Consider the following 14618-nt stretch of genomic DNA (forward strand, 5'->3'; position numbering starts at 1 on the left):
AACAGCTGGCCGGTTTTGAAGCTCATGCCCCATTCACTGTCAACTCTATATGACTTGCTCGCGCTCGTAGAGAAGGACGAAACATTTGCAACCTGTCAAATTTTCAATACCAAGGTTTGCTACAGTTCTAGGCTGCAATCCTGCGTCTCCAAAACTACCACATCGGTCATGGGGCCCATCGAAGGCACACTCTCTACAATGGCCTTACCTCTTACTTTCTCGACTTTTGTCAGGACTTTAAACCTTATAGTTAGTCATCCCTTAAAAAACCCATTTTTGCGAGATATTGTTCAGATACAGTATCTCGCAAATTTTTTGAAGCATGTACCAAAGAGTTTTCATGGCTCTTTTGAAGTTATAGGCCGCTGCTGCCAGAAGCACGTTTACAGTATCTCCCGTCACACCCTTATAAAAGTTGTGGCCCAATCGGTAATCTGATTTCAAATGACTTATTGTTGGTTCTATACCTGCAGAAGAGTTTATGTTTTTTCTGTTTCTGATAACGGCTGTCTGATTTCTTGGGTATACCGGGAATCATAATCTTCGTCCCGTTAATTTCCTTCTTGCCTCTGTATCCTCTATCACCAGCCGGTACGTTAATCTTTCTTCCGGTTAACCGTTCTACCTGTTTCAAGGATGTCTCGATGGTATGACCGTCATATTCATTGCGAAAAGACATGGCTCCAAGAATAAAGCCTGTGACAGAACGTATGACGGATACCCTATTACCGAATTCGTATTTCTTATGTTCTTTGCCCTTGCTGATACATTGTACTTCCGGCTCAAAATGGAATAGATCTTTTTCCGGCTATTACGCCTTTGGGAAAGAATAGTTTCAAAAAGTCCGGGCGATTTATCATAGTCGTGATTCCCTTTAATATTACGCTTCAGCTCCCTGACTAACCTTCCGGCTATTGTACGTAAACGCCTGTCTGCCTTAAGAGCCTTTTTTCTGTTCTTGGGATGATTCCGAAAACGTTGGTCACGATAGATATCCTTCAACACAAAGGTGTAGCTTTGACGCAGAGGAAGGCCCGGCTTTTTCACGATGCCAAGAACTTTCTTCACGATTTTCCTATGCAACTTCGCATCCGTGGGGTAAATGATATTCCCTTCCTGAGCCGTAGAATCAATAAAGGCCGTATCATGATGGCGGCCTTCGTCATCCTCGTTATTCACACGAATGCTTTCCTGAAAAACAAGTTCAATCCCCGCTTCACCGATACGTTTACGAAAATGAACCAGTTCTGAAGAGGCACATGGGACTGACGGAGTGAACTCCTGCATGCCACAAAAGTACTGATAATAAGCATTTTCGCTCCATTGTTCCACCAAAGACTCATCGGACAGATTGCGAAGGTGTTTCAGGATGAGCAAACCACACATTAAACGGATTGGCTTGCCGGGACGGCCGTTGTCCTGACAATACAAAGGTTGAAAAGCTGTTTCAAATTTACCCCAGTCTATTTTATCTGCCAACTGGTAAAGTGGGTGCGATTGGTTCAGCATGTCAGACAGGTTGCTGAATAGGGAAGGGCTATTATTCGTATTTTTAATCATAAAATCTGCAAGTTTCTTAACCTAAAGATAAGAAAACTTGCAGATTTATCAAATACTTTTATTGATTAAATTAATGAATACCAGTAGATAAGTGTATTCTTAAGGGACGACTAATGAATGTAAAAGATACGCTCTTCTACATCTTTCACCCTTGCCAGGATTTCGATGTGATGTGAGAATCCGAGCGATAAAAACTCCTCCATCTCAAATTTGACAGCCATTGGCTGCCGATTTGAGTGCAGCAGTAAATCGCAGTTTATCAATTCTTTTTCATTTGGAGCAAGCGGGTTCTGCGTACCTGTTTCTAATTCGGCAGCCACGGCTGCCGAATTGAAAAAGGATTGCCACTCTTCGAAAAAAGTTCGCATATTTTTCAAGTTGCGGGCGCTGAAACCTCTCAACCCCGGTAACTCTTTTTGCAACTAATTCAAAAGGCAACTCCCGTGTTCAAGGCACGCACCTGAGAAGTATAAGCAGCTTCCAGTTCCAGCAGGAAGCGCTTGGCTTCGATTCCTCCAGCATAGCCGGTAAGCCGCCCCTCTTTACCGATTACCCGATGACAAGGAATGAAAATAGAAAGAGCATTCTGCCCGTTGGCAGCCGCCACAGCACGCACGGCACGAGGCATTGCCAGCCGTTCGGCTTGAACGGTATAGGTACAGACTCCACCATACGGTATATTCAATAGCTCCCGCCACACAGATAATTGGAACTCCGTACCTACGGGTAACAAAGGCAGATCGAACACCTGCCGCCTTCCGTCAAAATATTCATCGAGCTGACGGACAGCCAAAACGAGAGTTTCGTCAGAGCCTGACCGATATTCTGCCTGGAGCAGACGGGCCACACGATCCTCCACTCTCGTCCGACAACGACTTTCCGTCCAATTGCACAGACAGAGCCTGCCTTCCATGACCCCTAAAAGCAAAACACCACATGGAGACCCATATTCCTGAACTGTTATCCAATGTTTCATCGCTGACTGGGAAAAAATAAAAAGAATGCATCATCGCCTGACGCATCCTTTTTCTGAGCCTCTTGTCGGATTCGAACCAACGACCCCGAGATTACAAATCACGTGCTCTGGCCAACTGAGCTAAAGAGGCGGGTGGGTAAGCTTACTATATCGCGCCGCTACAACCAACTACCTTTGCTGCGGTCAGGCCCTGGAGGATTCGAAGGGAGCTGGCCGTATAGGACTTACCCGTTTTTTGCGGGTGCAAAAATAGACATTTATTTCGGTTCTGCAATACTTTCCCCTATTTTTTTGAGAAGATGTTCAACTTTAACAGGAAGACAAAGGGTTCCATACGAATATTATTTATACCTTTGTGCATTATTTCTAAAAGACAAAGATGACAGAAAACAAAAGCAGTATGCAGCAATATGCAATGATTTTCGGCACTTACATGGGCTTGTTCTGGATACTGAAGTTTATACTCGTACCGTTGGGACTGATGTTCCCCTTCCTCCTCCTGCTTTTCATTTGCCTGACTATCTGTGTCCCTTTCATGGGATATTATTATACCAAACTGTACCGTAACCGAGCATGCGACGGAAGTATCACTTTTTTCCATGCCCTGATGTTCAACATCTTCATGTATGTATGTGCTTCCCTGCTCACTTCGGCAGCCCATTATATTTATTTCGGGTTCATTGATCAGGGCTATATCCTCAACACCTGCCGAGAGATGCTTGCTGCGCTGAACCGTGAAGAATTGCCCGGCATGGAAGAATTTCTACGGCAAATGAAAGAAAATCTGGACATGGTAGATTCACTAACCCCGACTGACATCGTACTGAAGATGCTAAGTAGCAACATCTACTATTCTACCTTGCTGAGCATCCCGACAGCCTTAATTGCCATGCGACGCAAGAAAGAACCGCCTTATAACCCCCAATAAACGAACTAATCGGATACAGTAATTATGGATATATCAGTAGTCATCCCCTTATACAACGAAGAAGAGTCGTTGCCTGAGCTTCACCAATGGATAATCCGGGTAATGGATGCCAACCATTTTTCCTATGAAATCATTTTTGTCAACGACGGCAGCACAGACCGCTCATGGCAGGTCATCGAAGATTTGAAGAAACAAAATCCTGACCATGTGCACGGCATTAAGTTCCGTCGTAACTACGGTAAATCGCCTGCCTTGTTCTGTGGATTCCAAAAGGCCGAAGGCGATGTGGTCATCACCATGGACGCCGACCTGCAGGACAGTCCCGACGAAATACCTGAGTTGTACCGCATGATTACGACCGAAAGCTACGACCTCGTGTCGGGTTGGAAAAAGAAGCGTTACGACCCCCTGTCGAAGACGATTCCTACGAAACTCTTCAACGCCACCGCACGCAAAGTGTCGGGCATCAAGAACCTGCACGACTTCAACTGCGGCCTGAAGGCCTACCGCTGCGATGTGGTGAAGAATATCGAAGTCTATGGTGAAATGCACCGCTATATTCCCTATCTGGCCAAGAATGCAGGCTTCCAAAAAATCGGCGAAAAGGTAGTTCATCACCAGGCACGCAAGTTCGGCAAGACCAAGTTCGGTGGCCTGAACCGTTTTTTCAACGGCTATCTGGACCTGATTTCCCTGTGGTTTCTTTCGACCTTCGGCATCAAGCCCATGCACTTCTTCGGCCTATTGGGCTCGCTGATGTTCATCTTCGGCTTCATCGCCGTCATCATTGTGGGTATCAGCAAGCTCTACTACATGTACAACGGCATGTCCTACCGGCTGGTAACCGACTCCCCCTACTTCTATCTGTCGCTTACGGCTATGATTATCGGCACGCAACTTTTTGTAGCAGGCTTCCTGGGCGAACTCATCTCGCGCAACGCCACCGAACGAAACAAGTATCATATAGAGAAAAACATCTGACCCTATTATGAGAAAACTATTCCATCTCTTTTTGGCAGGTACCGTAGTCTATGCTTTGGTTAACCTGTTTTTCGGTTGCTCGGAAGAAGCCGACTGCTCTATGACCGACAACCGTGGTATGATTGTGTGCAACGTCTGCCAGATAAATCCTGAGAATAACATAACCATGAAGGATACGCTCGACTCGCTGACTGTCACGGCCGCAGGCACCGACTCCATCGTCGCCAACCGTCTGACACAAGTAACGGCCTTCTCCCTTCCCTTGAGATATGCTGTGGATTCCACCGAACTCGTCTTCCACTATGTCAGAAAGATGACCGACACCGTCGTCATCCGCCACACGAACAAACCCTATTTCGTGTCGATGGATTGCGGATACCAGATGAAACAAAGCATCACGGGCATTCGTTACACACGCCATAACATCGACTCCATCTACATCGCAAACTCTGAAACCAATATCAATGGAACAAAGAACCTTGAAATATTCTATTAGCCTGATAGTCTGCCTTTGTGCCGCCCTGAACCTGAATGCCCAGGTAGGCAGCATGAACGGTACTGACAAACGGCCTGTGGCCCACAAGCAGGAGAAGAAGAAAGACAAGGATGTCCCTGTCTATCCACTCTTCAACGGCGTGGATCTGAGCGTAGACCTTTGGGGACCGGGAAGTTACTTGTTCGGAAGCGATAACTTAAGTATGGAAGTGGCCGCCGATGTCAATCTGAAGAACCGTTTCTTCCCCACTCTCGAAGTGGGCTATGGGAAGTCCGACGCCTGGAACGAGGACGGTATCCACTACAAGACCGGCAATCCTTACTTTCGCATCGGAATGGATTACAACACTTCCTATAAAAAGAAATTCCAGCACAAGCTACTTGTGGGCCTGCGTTACGCCGTAAGTAGATTTTCATACGATGTGCAAAGCCTTTCGGCAGACGATCCCATCTACGGTGAAGGACTGAATAACCCCAACATCACTGACGAAGTCTGGGGCGATAACCAGCCTCCCTTCGACCATTCCGGCATGAAGGGTACCATGCATTGGATTGAAATATGTGTCGGAATTCGGGCTCATGTCTGGAAAGACCTGTACATGGGCTGGGCACTGCGTTACAAATCCCGCCTCTCCGCCACGACAGACGAATACGGTGATCCTTCCTACGTACCCGGTTACGGCACCTATGGATCGAATACGCTGGGCGTATTCTACACGATCACGTACAAATTACCTTTATAACGAAAAGCGTGAATGATGACTGCCATTGAAATCTGGTTACTGGCTGTCGGCTTAGCCATGGATTGTTTTGCCATCTCCATCGCAAGCGGCATCCTGCTAAAACGCACCTTCTGGCGCCCTATGCTGACGATGGCCTTCTTTTTCGGTTTCTTCCAGGCACTGATGCCCCTTATCGGATGGGCCTGTGCAAGCACGTTCAGCCACCTCATTGAGGATGTAGACCACTGGATAGCCTTTGCCATACTGACTTTCTTGGGCGGACGCATGGTACTCGAATCGTTCAAGGAGGAAAATTGCCGGCAGGACTTCGACCCTACCCGTCTGAACGTAGTGCTCATGCTGGCTGTGGCCACAAGCATCGACGCCTTAGCTGTAGGCGTATCGTTCGCCTTTTTGGGCATGAAAAGCATCGCGATCATCCTTTCACGTGTGGGCATTATCGGCTTTGTGTCGTTTGCTTTGTCCTGGATAGGGCTTATGTTTGGCATCCGTTTCGGATGTGGTTTTGCCCGGCGCCTGAAGGCAGAGCGCTGGGGAGGCATCATTCTCATCCTCATCGGTCTGAAGATACTCATCGAACATTTGATACAACATTATGGATAAGAAAACAAGAAAAAACTTCCTTTGGGTGGCTCTGCTCGTATTGGGCACCATCTGGATATTGGCGCGGCGCAACCAGACAATTCCCTATCAGAAAGACAACGGCCTGATATTCGGCACAATCTACAACATTACCTATCAGCATGCATCCAATCTAAAGGCCGACATCGAGGCCGAACTCCACCATTTCGACGGTTCCCTGTCGCCCTTCAACGATACGGCCGTCATCACCCGCATCAATCGCGGCGAGGACATCGTGGCCGACACGCTGTTCTGCAACGTCTTCCGACGGAGTATGGAGATTTCGCGCGAGACGGAAGGTGCATTTGACATCACCATAGCCCCGCTGGCCAACGCTTGGGGGTTCGGTTTCAAAAAAGGAGCATTCCCCGACTCGGCTATGGTAGACAGCCTATGCAAACTGGTAGGCTACGAGAAAGTAAAACTTACGACCGATGGACATGTGCGCCGCCAAGACGATCGAATGCAACTCACGTGCAGCGCCGTTGCCAAAGGATATGCCGTAGACGTCATCGCCCAGCTACTTCGCCGGCAGGGTGTAGAGAACTTCATGGTGGACATCGGCGGCGAAGTGGTGGTAAGCGGACAGAACCCGCAGGGCGCCCTATGGCGCATCGGCATCAACAAGCCCGTAGACGACTCGCTCTCACTGAACCAAGAACTCCAGACTGTACTGGCACTGACCGACGTAGGCATCGCCACATCGGGCAACTACCGCAACTATTACTACCACGAGGGCCGTAAATATGCTCACACCATCAATCCTCACACAGGCTATCCTGCCCTGAACAACCTGCTATCAGCTACGGTCATCGCCCGCGATTGCATGAGTGCTGACGCCTATGCCACTGCTTTCATGGTGATGGGACTGGAAAAAGCCAAGAACTTTGTAGAGGCGCACCCCGACTTGGATGCCTACTTCATTTATGCCGATTCGACAGGAAGCTGTCAGACATACATGACAACAGGGATGGAACGCTACACAGCAAAGGAATAGACATCACGCTCATTTGCATAAAAAAGCGATGCTTTTTGCTTGACAAAGCCATGACTTGCCGAACAGAAAGCATCGCTTTTCTGCGGACGGAACAGAGACAAACGATCCTCCGATTATTCCAAATCGCTCGTAAATGTGGACATCTAACGTATGTCTATGGTGGAAAGCCCGGAAATATACGCTATTCTGGATTTCTCATTCTCTTCCTCCGAACAGGTAGTCAAACCCATGATACGGCGTCATTTGTAGAATACGAAGTACACCGCCAGCACTAAGCAGACGAAGGCAGCAAAGTGATTCCAGTGCAGAGCTTCGCCTTTGAAGAAGACGGTGGTAAAAAGAGTGAAAATCATCAGCGTGATGACCTCTTGGATGACCTTGAGTTGCATTAGGGAAAAAGGTCCTCCGTTCTCGACGAAGCCGATGCGGTTGGCGGGCACCTGGAAGGAATATTCGGCCAAAGCGATAGCCCACGAGAAGAAAATGACGGCGTAAAGCGGCCAGTTAGAAATGATTTTCATCTCCTGCAGCTTCAGGTGGCCGTACCAGGCGAACGTCATAAAGATATTCGACACGATGAGCAGGAGGATGGTGTAGAATGCTTTCATATATCTGTTACTAATAATTTGTTATAATCCGACTTTGGGTGGGAGGAACTCCTCCTGCACGTTCGTCATGCTGGCCCAAAGGCTATAGCGTGCTTCGGGGTTCATCTTCTCCAGACGGTGAAGAACGTCGTGCATGGCCGAGCGGTGGGAGTCGTGCTCGTATGGGCAGTTTTTCACTTGCTTGCGGTAGGCATGGACAGTAGCCAAGGCCTTGATGTCAGCCTCATGCACCAGGCAAAGGGGACGAATAATGGTCATATCGAACTTCTTCATCATCAATCGCGGGGGCATGGTAGAGAAGGCACCCTGGAAGATTTGGTTCATAAGGAGTGTCACGAGGATATCGTCCATGTGGTGACCCAAAGCAATCTTGTTGCACCCTAAGTCTTGGGCGGCGGTGAAAAGCTCCTTGCGGCGGTTCCACGAGCAAAGGAAGCAGGGCGACTTGCGTGTGTCGGTCGATGCGTCGAACTCCGTCTCTCGCAGGACGAAGGGCACTCCCCGTTCCTCGCAAAAAGAGCGCAGGTAGTCTACATTGATACGATAGGGAATGTTACGCATCGCGATGTGGACGGCAGTCAGCGTGAAGTGCGGACGATAGATGCAGGCGCGACGGGCCAAAAGCTCCGTCAGGGCCAGCGAGTCTTTGCCACCCGAGAGGGCCACGAGGATATGGTCTCCGTCCTCCACGAGGTTATAGTCCACAATACCCTTCATCAGGCGTCGCTCGATGCGGGACATCAGCTGTTGTTCTTCCGTCCTTCTTGCCATTGATCTTATTTATCGTTATATTTTTCCATAAAGTTTCAACATCCACGTAATCTTCGATTTGCGGGCGCAAAAGTAGTGCAAAAGAATGAATTGAGGAAGAAAAGAAGGCGCGAAGGAACATTATTCGGGATAAATTCGTATCTTTGAACGCAAATAACCTATGATTTCCCGCTATATGAATAAGATATTCAAAAATTCGATATACCTGTTCAGTCTAACCCTGACGCTGAGTGGCGCAAATGTCTCGGCACAAAGCCTGAACGAAGCCAAAGCCTGGTATGAGGCCGGACGATATGCCGAGGCCAAGCCTGTGATGGAACGCTACTATCAATCGCAACCATCGAACGGCAACTACAGCCTTTGGTATGGCGTGTGTTGTTTGGAGACAAACGATCCAGAGTCGGCTGTGAAGCCGCTGGAGACGGCTGTCCGCCGCCGTGTGTCCAGTGGTCAGTACCATTTGGCCCGTGCCTACGACCGTACCTACCGTTATGACAAGGCCGAAAAGGTGTGTACCGATTACTTGGACGAACTGAAACGCCGTCGGCGTGACACTTCTGAGGCCGAGCGCCAACTCTCCGCCATTCACGCCCACTCGCGTATGCTGAAGGGTGTAGAACGTGTTTGCGTGGTAGATAGTTTCGTATGCGACAAGCAGAACTTCCTCGAAACCTACAAGATAGGTTCCGAGGCAGGCACTCTAAGCCGCTATGCCGACCACTTTGCCAACAACGGACAAACGGGCGGCACCGTCTATGAGAATGAATTGGGTAACAAGCGTTACTATAGCGAACTCCAATCGGACAGTACTTTCAGCATTCTGAGCAGCGCCCGCTTCTCTGACGGATGGAGCAAACCTGTTCTTCTGCCGGATAACATCAATGAAGGCGTCAATGCAGGATATCCCTTCGTCATGGGCGACGGCACCACCCTCTACTACGCCGCCGACGGAGCCGAATCAATGGGCGGAACCGACATCTTCGTCACCCGCTACAACACCAATACGAACACTTATCTCGTGCCTGAGAATGTGGGCATGCCTTTCAACTCACCCTATAACGACTACATGTACGTTGTTGACGAATACAACAACTTAGGCTGGTTTGCCTCGGACCGCTATCAGCCCGAAGGCAAGGTTTGCGTCTACGTCTTCATTCCCAATCCTTCGAAGCAAGTCTACGATTACGAGAACATGGACGAAGAAACGCTACGTTGCCTGGCCGCCCTGAAAGAAATCAGCCTGACGTGGACGGACACTACTCTGGTGAACGAGGCACGCCAACGATTGGCTGTCGTGGCCGAAAATGGCGGGCAGGTGCAGAAAGCCGTCCGCGAATTCGAATTCATTGTTAACGATGAACACATCTACTATCAGGCTACGGATTTCCGTTCTCCCCAGGCCAAAACCCTGTTCGACCAATACCGCCAATTAGAACAGAGCTTCCGCCAACAACGGGAACAGCTGGACAAGGCACGTCAAGCCTACGCCTACGCCGACCGCACGGAACAGACACGTATGGCACCCGCCATCCTCGACCTGGAGAAGCATACACAAAAACTGGCCATAGAAGCAGAGCAGATCGCCAAAGCCGTCCGCAAAGCCGAATTGGATGCCATCGGAAAACACTAATTATACGCTAAGCTTATGGATATTGTTATTATCACCATGCTGCTCATAGCAGCCGTCATTCTGTTTCTGGTAGAACTCTTCGTCATCCCCGGCATCAGCATTGCCGGTATCTTGGCAGGAGGGTGCTACCTCTATGCCAACTACTACGCCTTTACCCACATGGGCATTACGGGCGGTTTTATTACGCTGGGCATTTCAGTCGTGGCGTGCGTAGGTTCGCTTGTATGGTTCATGCGCTCCAAGATGCTGGATCGCATCTCACTTAAGACCGACATCCCCGGCACGGTGAACCGCTCAGCTGAACAGAGCGTTCAAGTAGGTGACACAGGCATTACCCTGACCCGCCTAGCCCTCGTAGGACAGGCCAACATCGTCGGCCACCTGGTAGAAGTGACTTCGGCCGACGGCCTTATAGAAGAAAAAACGCCCGTCGTGGTGGTACGCATCACGGGCGGTACCATCTTCGTCAGCCGAGAAGCGTAATTGTGATTTGTGATATTCAAAAAACTTAATTTGTCAACCTCTAAAATAAGATTAAAATGGACACTAGCTCTTTGTATCTGACGGGGTTCCTCGTCGTAGGAGGCATCATCTTCCTGATTCTGTTTTTCCATTATGTACCCTTCTTCCTTTGGCTTTCGGCCAAGGTGTCGGGTGTCAACATCTCACTAGTGCAACTCTTCCTGATGCGCATTCGTAACGTGCCGCCATACGTTATCGTGCCGGGGCTCATTGAAGCCCACAAGGCAGGTCTGAGCAATATTACGCGCGACGGTCTGGAAGCCCACTACCTGGCAGGCGGACACGTCGAAAAAGTAGTACATGCCCTCGTGTCCGCTGCCAAAGCGAACATCGACCTGCCTTTCCAGATGGCCACCGCCATAGACCTAGCCGGACGCGACGTATTCGAAGCCGTACAGATGTCGGTCAATCCCAAGGTCATAGACACTCCACCCGTAACGGCTGTGGCCAAGGACGGTATCCAGCTCATCGCCAAAGCGCGTGTAACAGTACGGGCCAACATCCGCCAGTTGGTGGGCGGTGCGGGCGAAGACACCGTACTGGCCCGTGTAGGCGAAGGCATCGTCTCGTCCATTGGTTCGAGTGAAAGCCATAAGTCCGTGCTCGAAAACCCCGACTCTATCTCGAAGCTCGTGCTCCGCAAAGGACTCGACGCAGGCACGGCCTTTGAAATTCTTTCCATTGACATTGCGGACATCGACATAGGCAAGAACATCGGCGCTGCCCTTCAAATGGACCAGGCCAATGCCGACAAGAACATCGCCCAGGCTAAGGCCGAAGAACGCCGTGCCATGGCCGTAGCCAGCGAACAGGAAATGAAGGCCAAAGCGCAGGAGGCCCGTGCCAAAGTGATAGAAGCCGAAGCCGAAGTGCCCAAAGCTATGGCTGAGGCTTTCCGCAACGGCAATCTGGGCATCATGGACTACTACCGCATGAAGAACATCCAAGCCGATACCGACATGCGAGAAACCATCGCCCGCCCCACTACAAGCGGAAGCAATGCAACACTGAACAAATAAACACAAATAAGAAGGAGTTAGAGGGCGTTGCTTTAGAGCTTTTGTAAACCATCGGCCTCTAACTCTTTCTTTACTTTTATAACTCTTCCCAAACAACCGATTGATTTCACAATTCAAAGACCAATTCCGAATATGAAAAAATACTTTCCCCCTTCTGAGCTGATTATCAATGAAGACGGCTCTATCTTCCATCTCCATCTGAAACCCGAATGGTTGGCCGACAAGGTAATCCTCGTGGGCGATCCCGACCGCGTGTCGCTCGTAGCCTCTCACTTCGAGAGCCACGAGTGCGAAATGGAGAGTCGTGAGTTCCATACCATCACCGGCACCTACCAAGGCAAGCGCATCACAGCAGTGTCTACTGGAATCGGGTGCGACAATATCGACATTGTGATGAATGAACTCGATGCCTTAGCCAACATCGACTTCCAGACACGAGAAGTGAAGCCTCAGCTCCGCCAGCTCCAAGTGGTGCGCATCGGCACATGCGGCGGCCTCCAACTCAACACGCCCGTGGGCACCTTCATCTGCTCGGTTAAATCCATTGGCTTCGACGGTTTGCTCAACTTCTACGCCGGACGAAACGACGTGTGCGACCTCGCCATGGAACATGCCTTCCTGAACCACATGGGATGGACGGGCAACCTCTGTGCCTCCGCTCCCTATGTCATTGACTCCGACGCCGAACTCATCGAACGCATCGCCTGCGAGGACATGGTACGCGGTGTCACCATCGCTACTGGAGGCTTCTTCGGCCCGCAAGGACGCGAACTCCGCATTCCCCTAGCTGACCCGCTCCAAAACGAAAAGATACAGCAATTCGAATACCAAGGCATGCGCATTACTAACTTCGAGATGGAAAGCTCGGCCCTCGCCGGCCTGTCCCGACTTCTAGGGCACAAAGCTACGACCGTCTGCATGGTCATCGCCAACCGACTCATCAAGGAAGCCAACACGGGCTACAAGAACACCATTGACACGCTCATCCGAACGGTACTCGACCGTATCTGAGAACAGAATAATATAAAAGGAAATGAGCCAAGATACCATCTGCGCCATCGCCACCGCCATCGGCGGAGCTATCGGCATTATCCGCGTGTCCGGCCCCGAAGCCATCGGCATCACCAACCGCCTCTTTACGCCTGCTATGGGTTCCCCTCTAACGGAGCGCCCCGCCTACACCCTGACCTTCGGCCAAATCCTGTCGCCTGAAGGAGAAGTGGTGGACGAAGTACTGATCAGCCTCTTTCGCGCCCCTCATTCATACACGGGCGAAGATTCGGTAGAGATTTCCTGCCACGGTTCGCCCTATATCCTCCAGCAGGTGATGCAACTCCTCATCGGTCAGGGATGTTGCGCCGCAGGTCCGGGCGAATACACCCAGCGCGCTTTCCTTAACGGAAAGATGGATCTGAGCCAGGCCGAAGCCGTAGCCGACCTCATCGCCTCGACCTCAGCCGCCACCCATCGCATGGCCATGAACCAGATGCGCGGAGGATTCAGTCGCGAACTGGCCCTTCTGCGCAATCAACTTCTACACCTCACCTCACTCATGGAACTAGAGCTGGACTTCAGCGACCACGAAGACTTGGAGTTTGCCGATCGCTCGAAACTTCAAGACATCGCCGCCCGTGTGGAGCAGGTCATCGCCCGCTTAGCCGACACGTTCAGTGTGGGTAACGCTCTGAAGAACGGTGTCCCTGTAGCCATTGTGGGCGAGACAAACGTGGGCAAGTCCACTCTGCTCAACGCCCTACTGAACGAGGAACGCGCTATCGTGAGTGACATCCACGGCACTACACGTGACGTCATCGAGGACACCCTAAACATAGACGGTATCACTTTCCGCTTCATCGACACTGCTGGTATCCGCCAGACCACCAACACCATTGAGAGTCTAGGCATTGAACGGAGCTTCCATAAGCTAGAGCAGGCGAACATCGTCCTATGGGTTATTGACGCAACCTGCGCCCGAGAACAATACCGACAGCTACACACCGACATCCTGCCTCGATGCGAAAACAAACACCTCGTGCTAGTGCTCAATAAGACCGACCTCCTACCCGATGCCGATGCTTTTATGTCCACGTTCGAGGATCTGCCAGACACTGCCATCGTCATGCCCCTCTCGGCCAAGCGAAAAGACGGACTGACTACGCTCCAAGAACTACTGGTGAACTTCGCCTCCTTGCCGGATCCGTCGCAAGCCAACGTGGTGGTGAGCAACGTACGCCACTACGACGCGCTAACTCGCGCGCTCACAGCTATTCGTCGTGTGCGGAACGGATTGGTATCAGGCCTCTCTGGAGATTTTGTAAGCCAGGATCTGCGCGAGTGCCTCCACCACCTAGGCGAGATTTTAGGCGATACTATTGAAACGAACGAGGTGTTGAGGAACATCTTTAAGCATTTTTGCGTCGGCAAGTAAATACCTGATTATCAAATAGTTAAATTGGTTATAATCGATTAATATGGTGCTCTTTACGGGTGCCTTTTTTGTTGCTCAAGTATCGTTGATAATCGTTGCTAAGCCTTTTTACGCCATTTTTTGCACCTCCTGTGTACCTCACCATGAAAATCTGAGGATTATCGTTGGCAAGGTCGTGGAGAATGTTGACTATGGTTGACAATAGTTTACGATGATTGACAAAAAACAGGAGAAATGAAGGAGAATTAACCCCTAAATATTAAGAGCCTGTTTAAATTTTGTTCAGCAACATTCTTATTGCAGCAAGTTTCACCATTTCCTCTGCCGAATCGAACGTAA

15 protein-coding genes, 1 tRNA gene and 1 pseudogene are annotated in these 14618 nt (G+C 50.2%); 11 read left to right on the forward strand and 6 right to left on the reverse strand.

The features are described 5' to 3' along the window. Positions 1-261 precede the first annotated feature (261 nt). The 4 genes and pseudogenes from Q0Z70_RS08505 to Q0Z70_RS08520 all read right to left on the reverse strand — a co-directional run bounded on the left by Q0Z70_RS08505 (position 262) and on the right by Q0Z70_RS08520 (position 2666). Positions 262-1560: pseudogene (locus Q0Z70_RS08505) on the reverse strand (IS5 family transposase). A gap of 110 nt (positions 1561-1670) precedes the next feature. Then, positions 1671-1982 carry a DUF1016 N-terminal domain-containing protein gene (locus tag Q0Z70_RS08510; RefSeq protein WP_298073666.1) on the reverse strand — a complete coding sequence of 104 codons (312 nt, stop codon included), beginning with the start codon at positions 1980-1982 and terminating at the stop codon, positions 1671-1673. Between the two features lie 5 nt (positions 1983-1987). Continuing rightward, positions 1988-2536, reverse strand: coding sequence for a methylated-DNA--[protein]-cysteine S-methyltransferase (locus tag Q0Z70_RS08515; protein ID WP_298073667.1), 549 nt, complete (start codon positions 2534-2536; stop codon positions 1988-1990). Between the two features lie 56 nt (positions 2537-2592). After that, positions 2593-2666 (reverse strand) — tRNA-Thr (locus Q0Z70_RS08520). Between the two features lie 249 nt (positions 2667-2915). On the opposite strand from Q0Z70_RS08520, the gene Q0Z70_RS08525 reads away from it, so the two are divergent. From Q0Z70_RS08525 to Q0Z70_RS08550, 6 genes are read left to right on the forward strand one after another with little or no spacing between them, the layout of a single operon-like run. Then, entirely contained in the window at positions 2916-3464 is a 549-nt protein-coding gene (locus Q0Z70_RS08525) for a DUF4199 domain-containing protein (RefSeq protein WP_298073668.1), read from the forward strand. Positions 3465-3488: 24 nt separating this feature from the next. Continuing rightward, positions 3489-4445 carry a glycosyltransferase family 2 protein gene (locus Q0Z70_RS08530; protein WP_298073669.1) on the forward strand — a complete coding sequence of 319 codons (957 nt, stop codon included), beginning with the start codon at positions 3489-3491 and terminating at the stop codon, positions 4443-4445. A 7-nt stretch (positions 4446-4452) separates the two neighbouring features. After that, a complete protein-coding gene (locus Q0Z70_RS08535) occupies positions 4453-4941 on the forward strand; it encodes a DUF6452 family protein (RefSeq protein WP_298073670.1) in 489 nt (162 codons plus the stop codon). Beyond that, positions 4910-5683, forward strand: a complete 774-nt coding sequence (locus Q0Z70_RS08540; RefSeq protein ID WP_298073671.1) for a DUF6048 family protein — start codon at positions 4910-4912, stop codon at positions 5681-5683. The genes Q0Z70_RS08535 and Q0Z70_RS08540 overlap by 32 nt, the downstream gene beginning before the upstream one ends. Positions 5684-5698: 15 nt before the next feature. Beyond that, positions 5699-6286 (forward strand): manganese efflux pump MntP family protein, encoded by a 588-nt coding sequence (locus Q0Z70_RS08545; RefSeq protein WP_298073681.1) that lies wholly within the window; start codon positions 5699-5701, stop codon positions 6284-6286. After that, positions 6279-7301, forward strand: coding sequence for an FAD:protein FMN transferase (locus Q0Z70_RS08550; protein WP_298073672.1), 1023 nt, complete (start codon positions 6279-6281; stop codon positions 7299-7301). Before Q0Z70_RS08545 ends, Q0Z70_RS08550 begins: the two co-directional genes overlap by 8 nt. A 239-nt stretch (positions 7302-7540) precedes the next feature. Here Q0Z70_RS08550 and Q0Z70_RS08555 read toward each other — a convergent pair whose 3' ends face one another. Both Q0Z70_RS08555 and Q0Z70_RS08560 read right to left on the reverse strand, forming a co-directional pair. After that, complete coding sequence (locus tag Q0Z70_RS08555) at positions 7541-7909, reverse strand: DMT family protein (RefSeq protein ID WP_298073673.1); 369 nt, start codon at positions 7907-7909, stop codon at positions 7541-7543. Positions 7910-7930: 21 nt separating this feature from the next. Continuing rightward, the gene (locus tag Q0Z70_RS08560) at positions 7931-8680 is read right to left on the reverse strand and encodes an ATP-binding protein (protein ID WP_298073674.1); all 750 of its coding nucleotides are present in this window, start codon (positions 8678-8680) and stop codon (positions 7931-7933) included. A 175-nt stretch (positions 8681-8855) separates the two neighbouring features. Here Q0Z70_RS08560 and Q0Z70_RS08565 point away from each other — a divergent pair, with 175 nt between their 5' ends. From Q0Z70_RS08565 to mnmE, 5 genes are all read left to right on the forward strand, one after another. Further along, entirely contained in the window at positions 8856-10310 is a 1455-nt protein-coding gene (locus Q0Z70_RS08565; RefSeq protein WP_298073675.1) for a tetratricopeptide repeat protein, read from the forward strand. Between the two features lie 15 nt (positions 10311-10325). After that, complete coding sequence (locus tag Q0Z70_RS08570; RefSeq protein ID WP_298073676.1) at positions 10326-10793, forward strand: NfeD family protein; 468 nt, start codon at positions 10326-10328, stop codon at positions 10791-10793. A 56-nt stretch (positions 10794-10849) separates the two neighbouring features. Then, on the forward strand, positions 10850-11851 hold the full coding sequence (floA, locus tag Q0Z70_RS08575) for a flotillin-like protein FloA (protein ID WP_298073677.1): 1002 nt from the start codon (positions 10850-10852) through the stop codon (positions 11849-11851). A 132-nt stretch (positions 11852-11983) separates the two neighbouring features. Beyond that, positions 11984-12862 (forward strand): nucleoside phosphorylase, encoded by an 879-nt coding sequence (locus Q0Z70_RS08580; RefSeq protein WP_298073678.1) that lies wholly within the window; start codon positions 11984-11986, stop codon positions 12860-12862. A gap of 22 nt (positions 12863-12884) precedes the next feature. Then, complete coding sequence (mnmE, locus tag Q0Z70_RS08585) at positions 12885-14279, forward strand: tRNA uridine-5-carboxymethylaminomethyl(34) synthesis GTPase MnmE (RefSeq protein WP_298073679.1); 1395 nt, start codon at positions 12885-12887, stop codon at positions 14277-14279. Positions 14280-14618 lie beyond the last annotated feature (339 nt).

The sequence above is a fragment of the uncultured Bacteroides sp. genome, from assembly GCF_947632445.1.
In the GTDB taxonomy this organism is placed as follows: domain Bacteria; phylum Bacteroidota; class Bacteroidia; order Bacteroidales; family Bacteroidaceae; genus Bacteroides.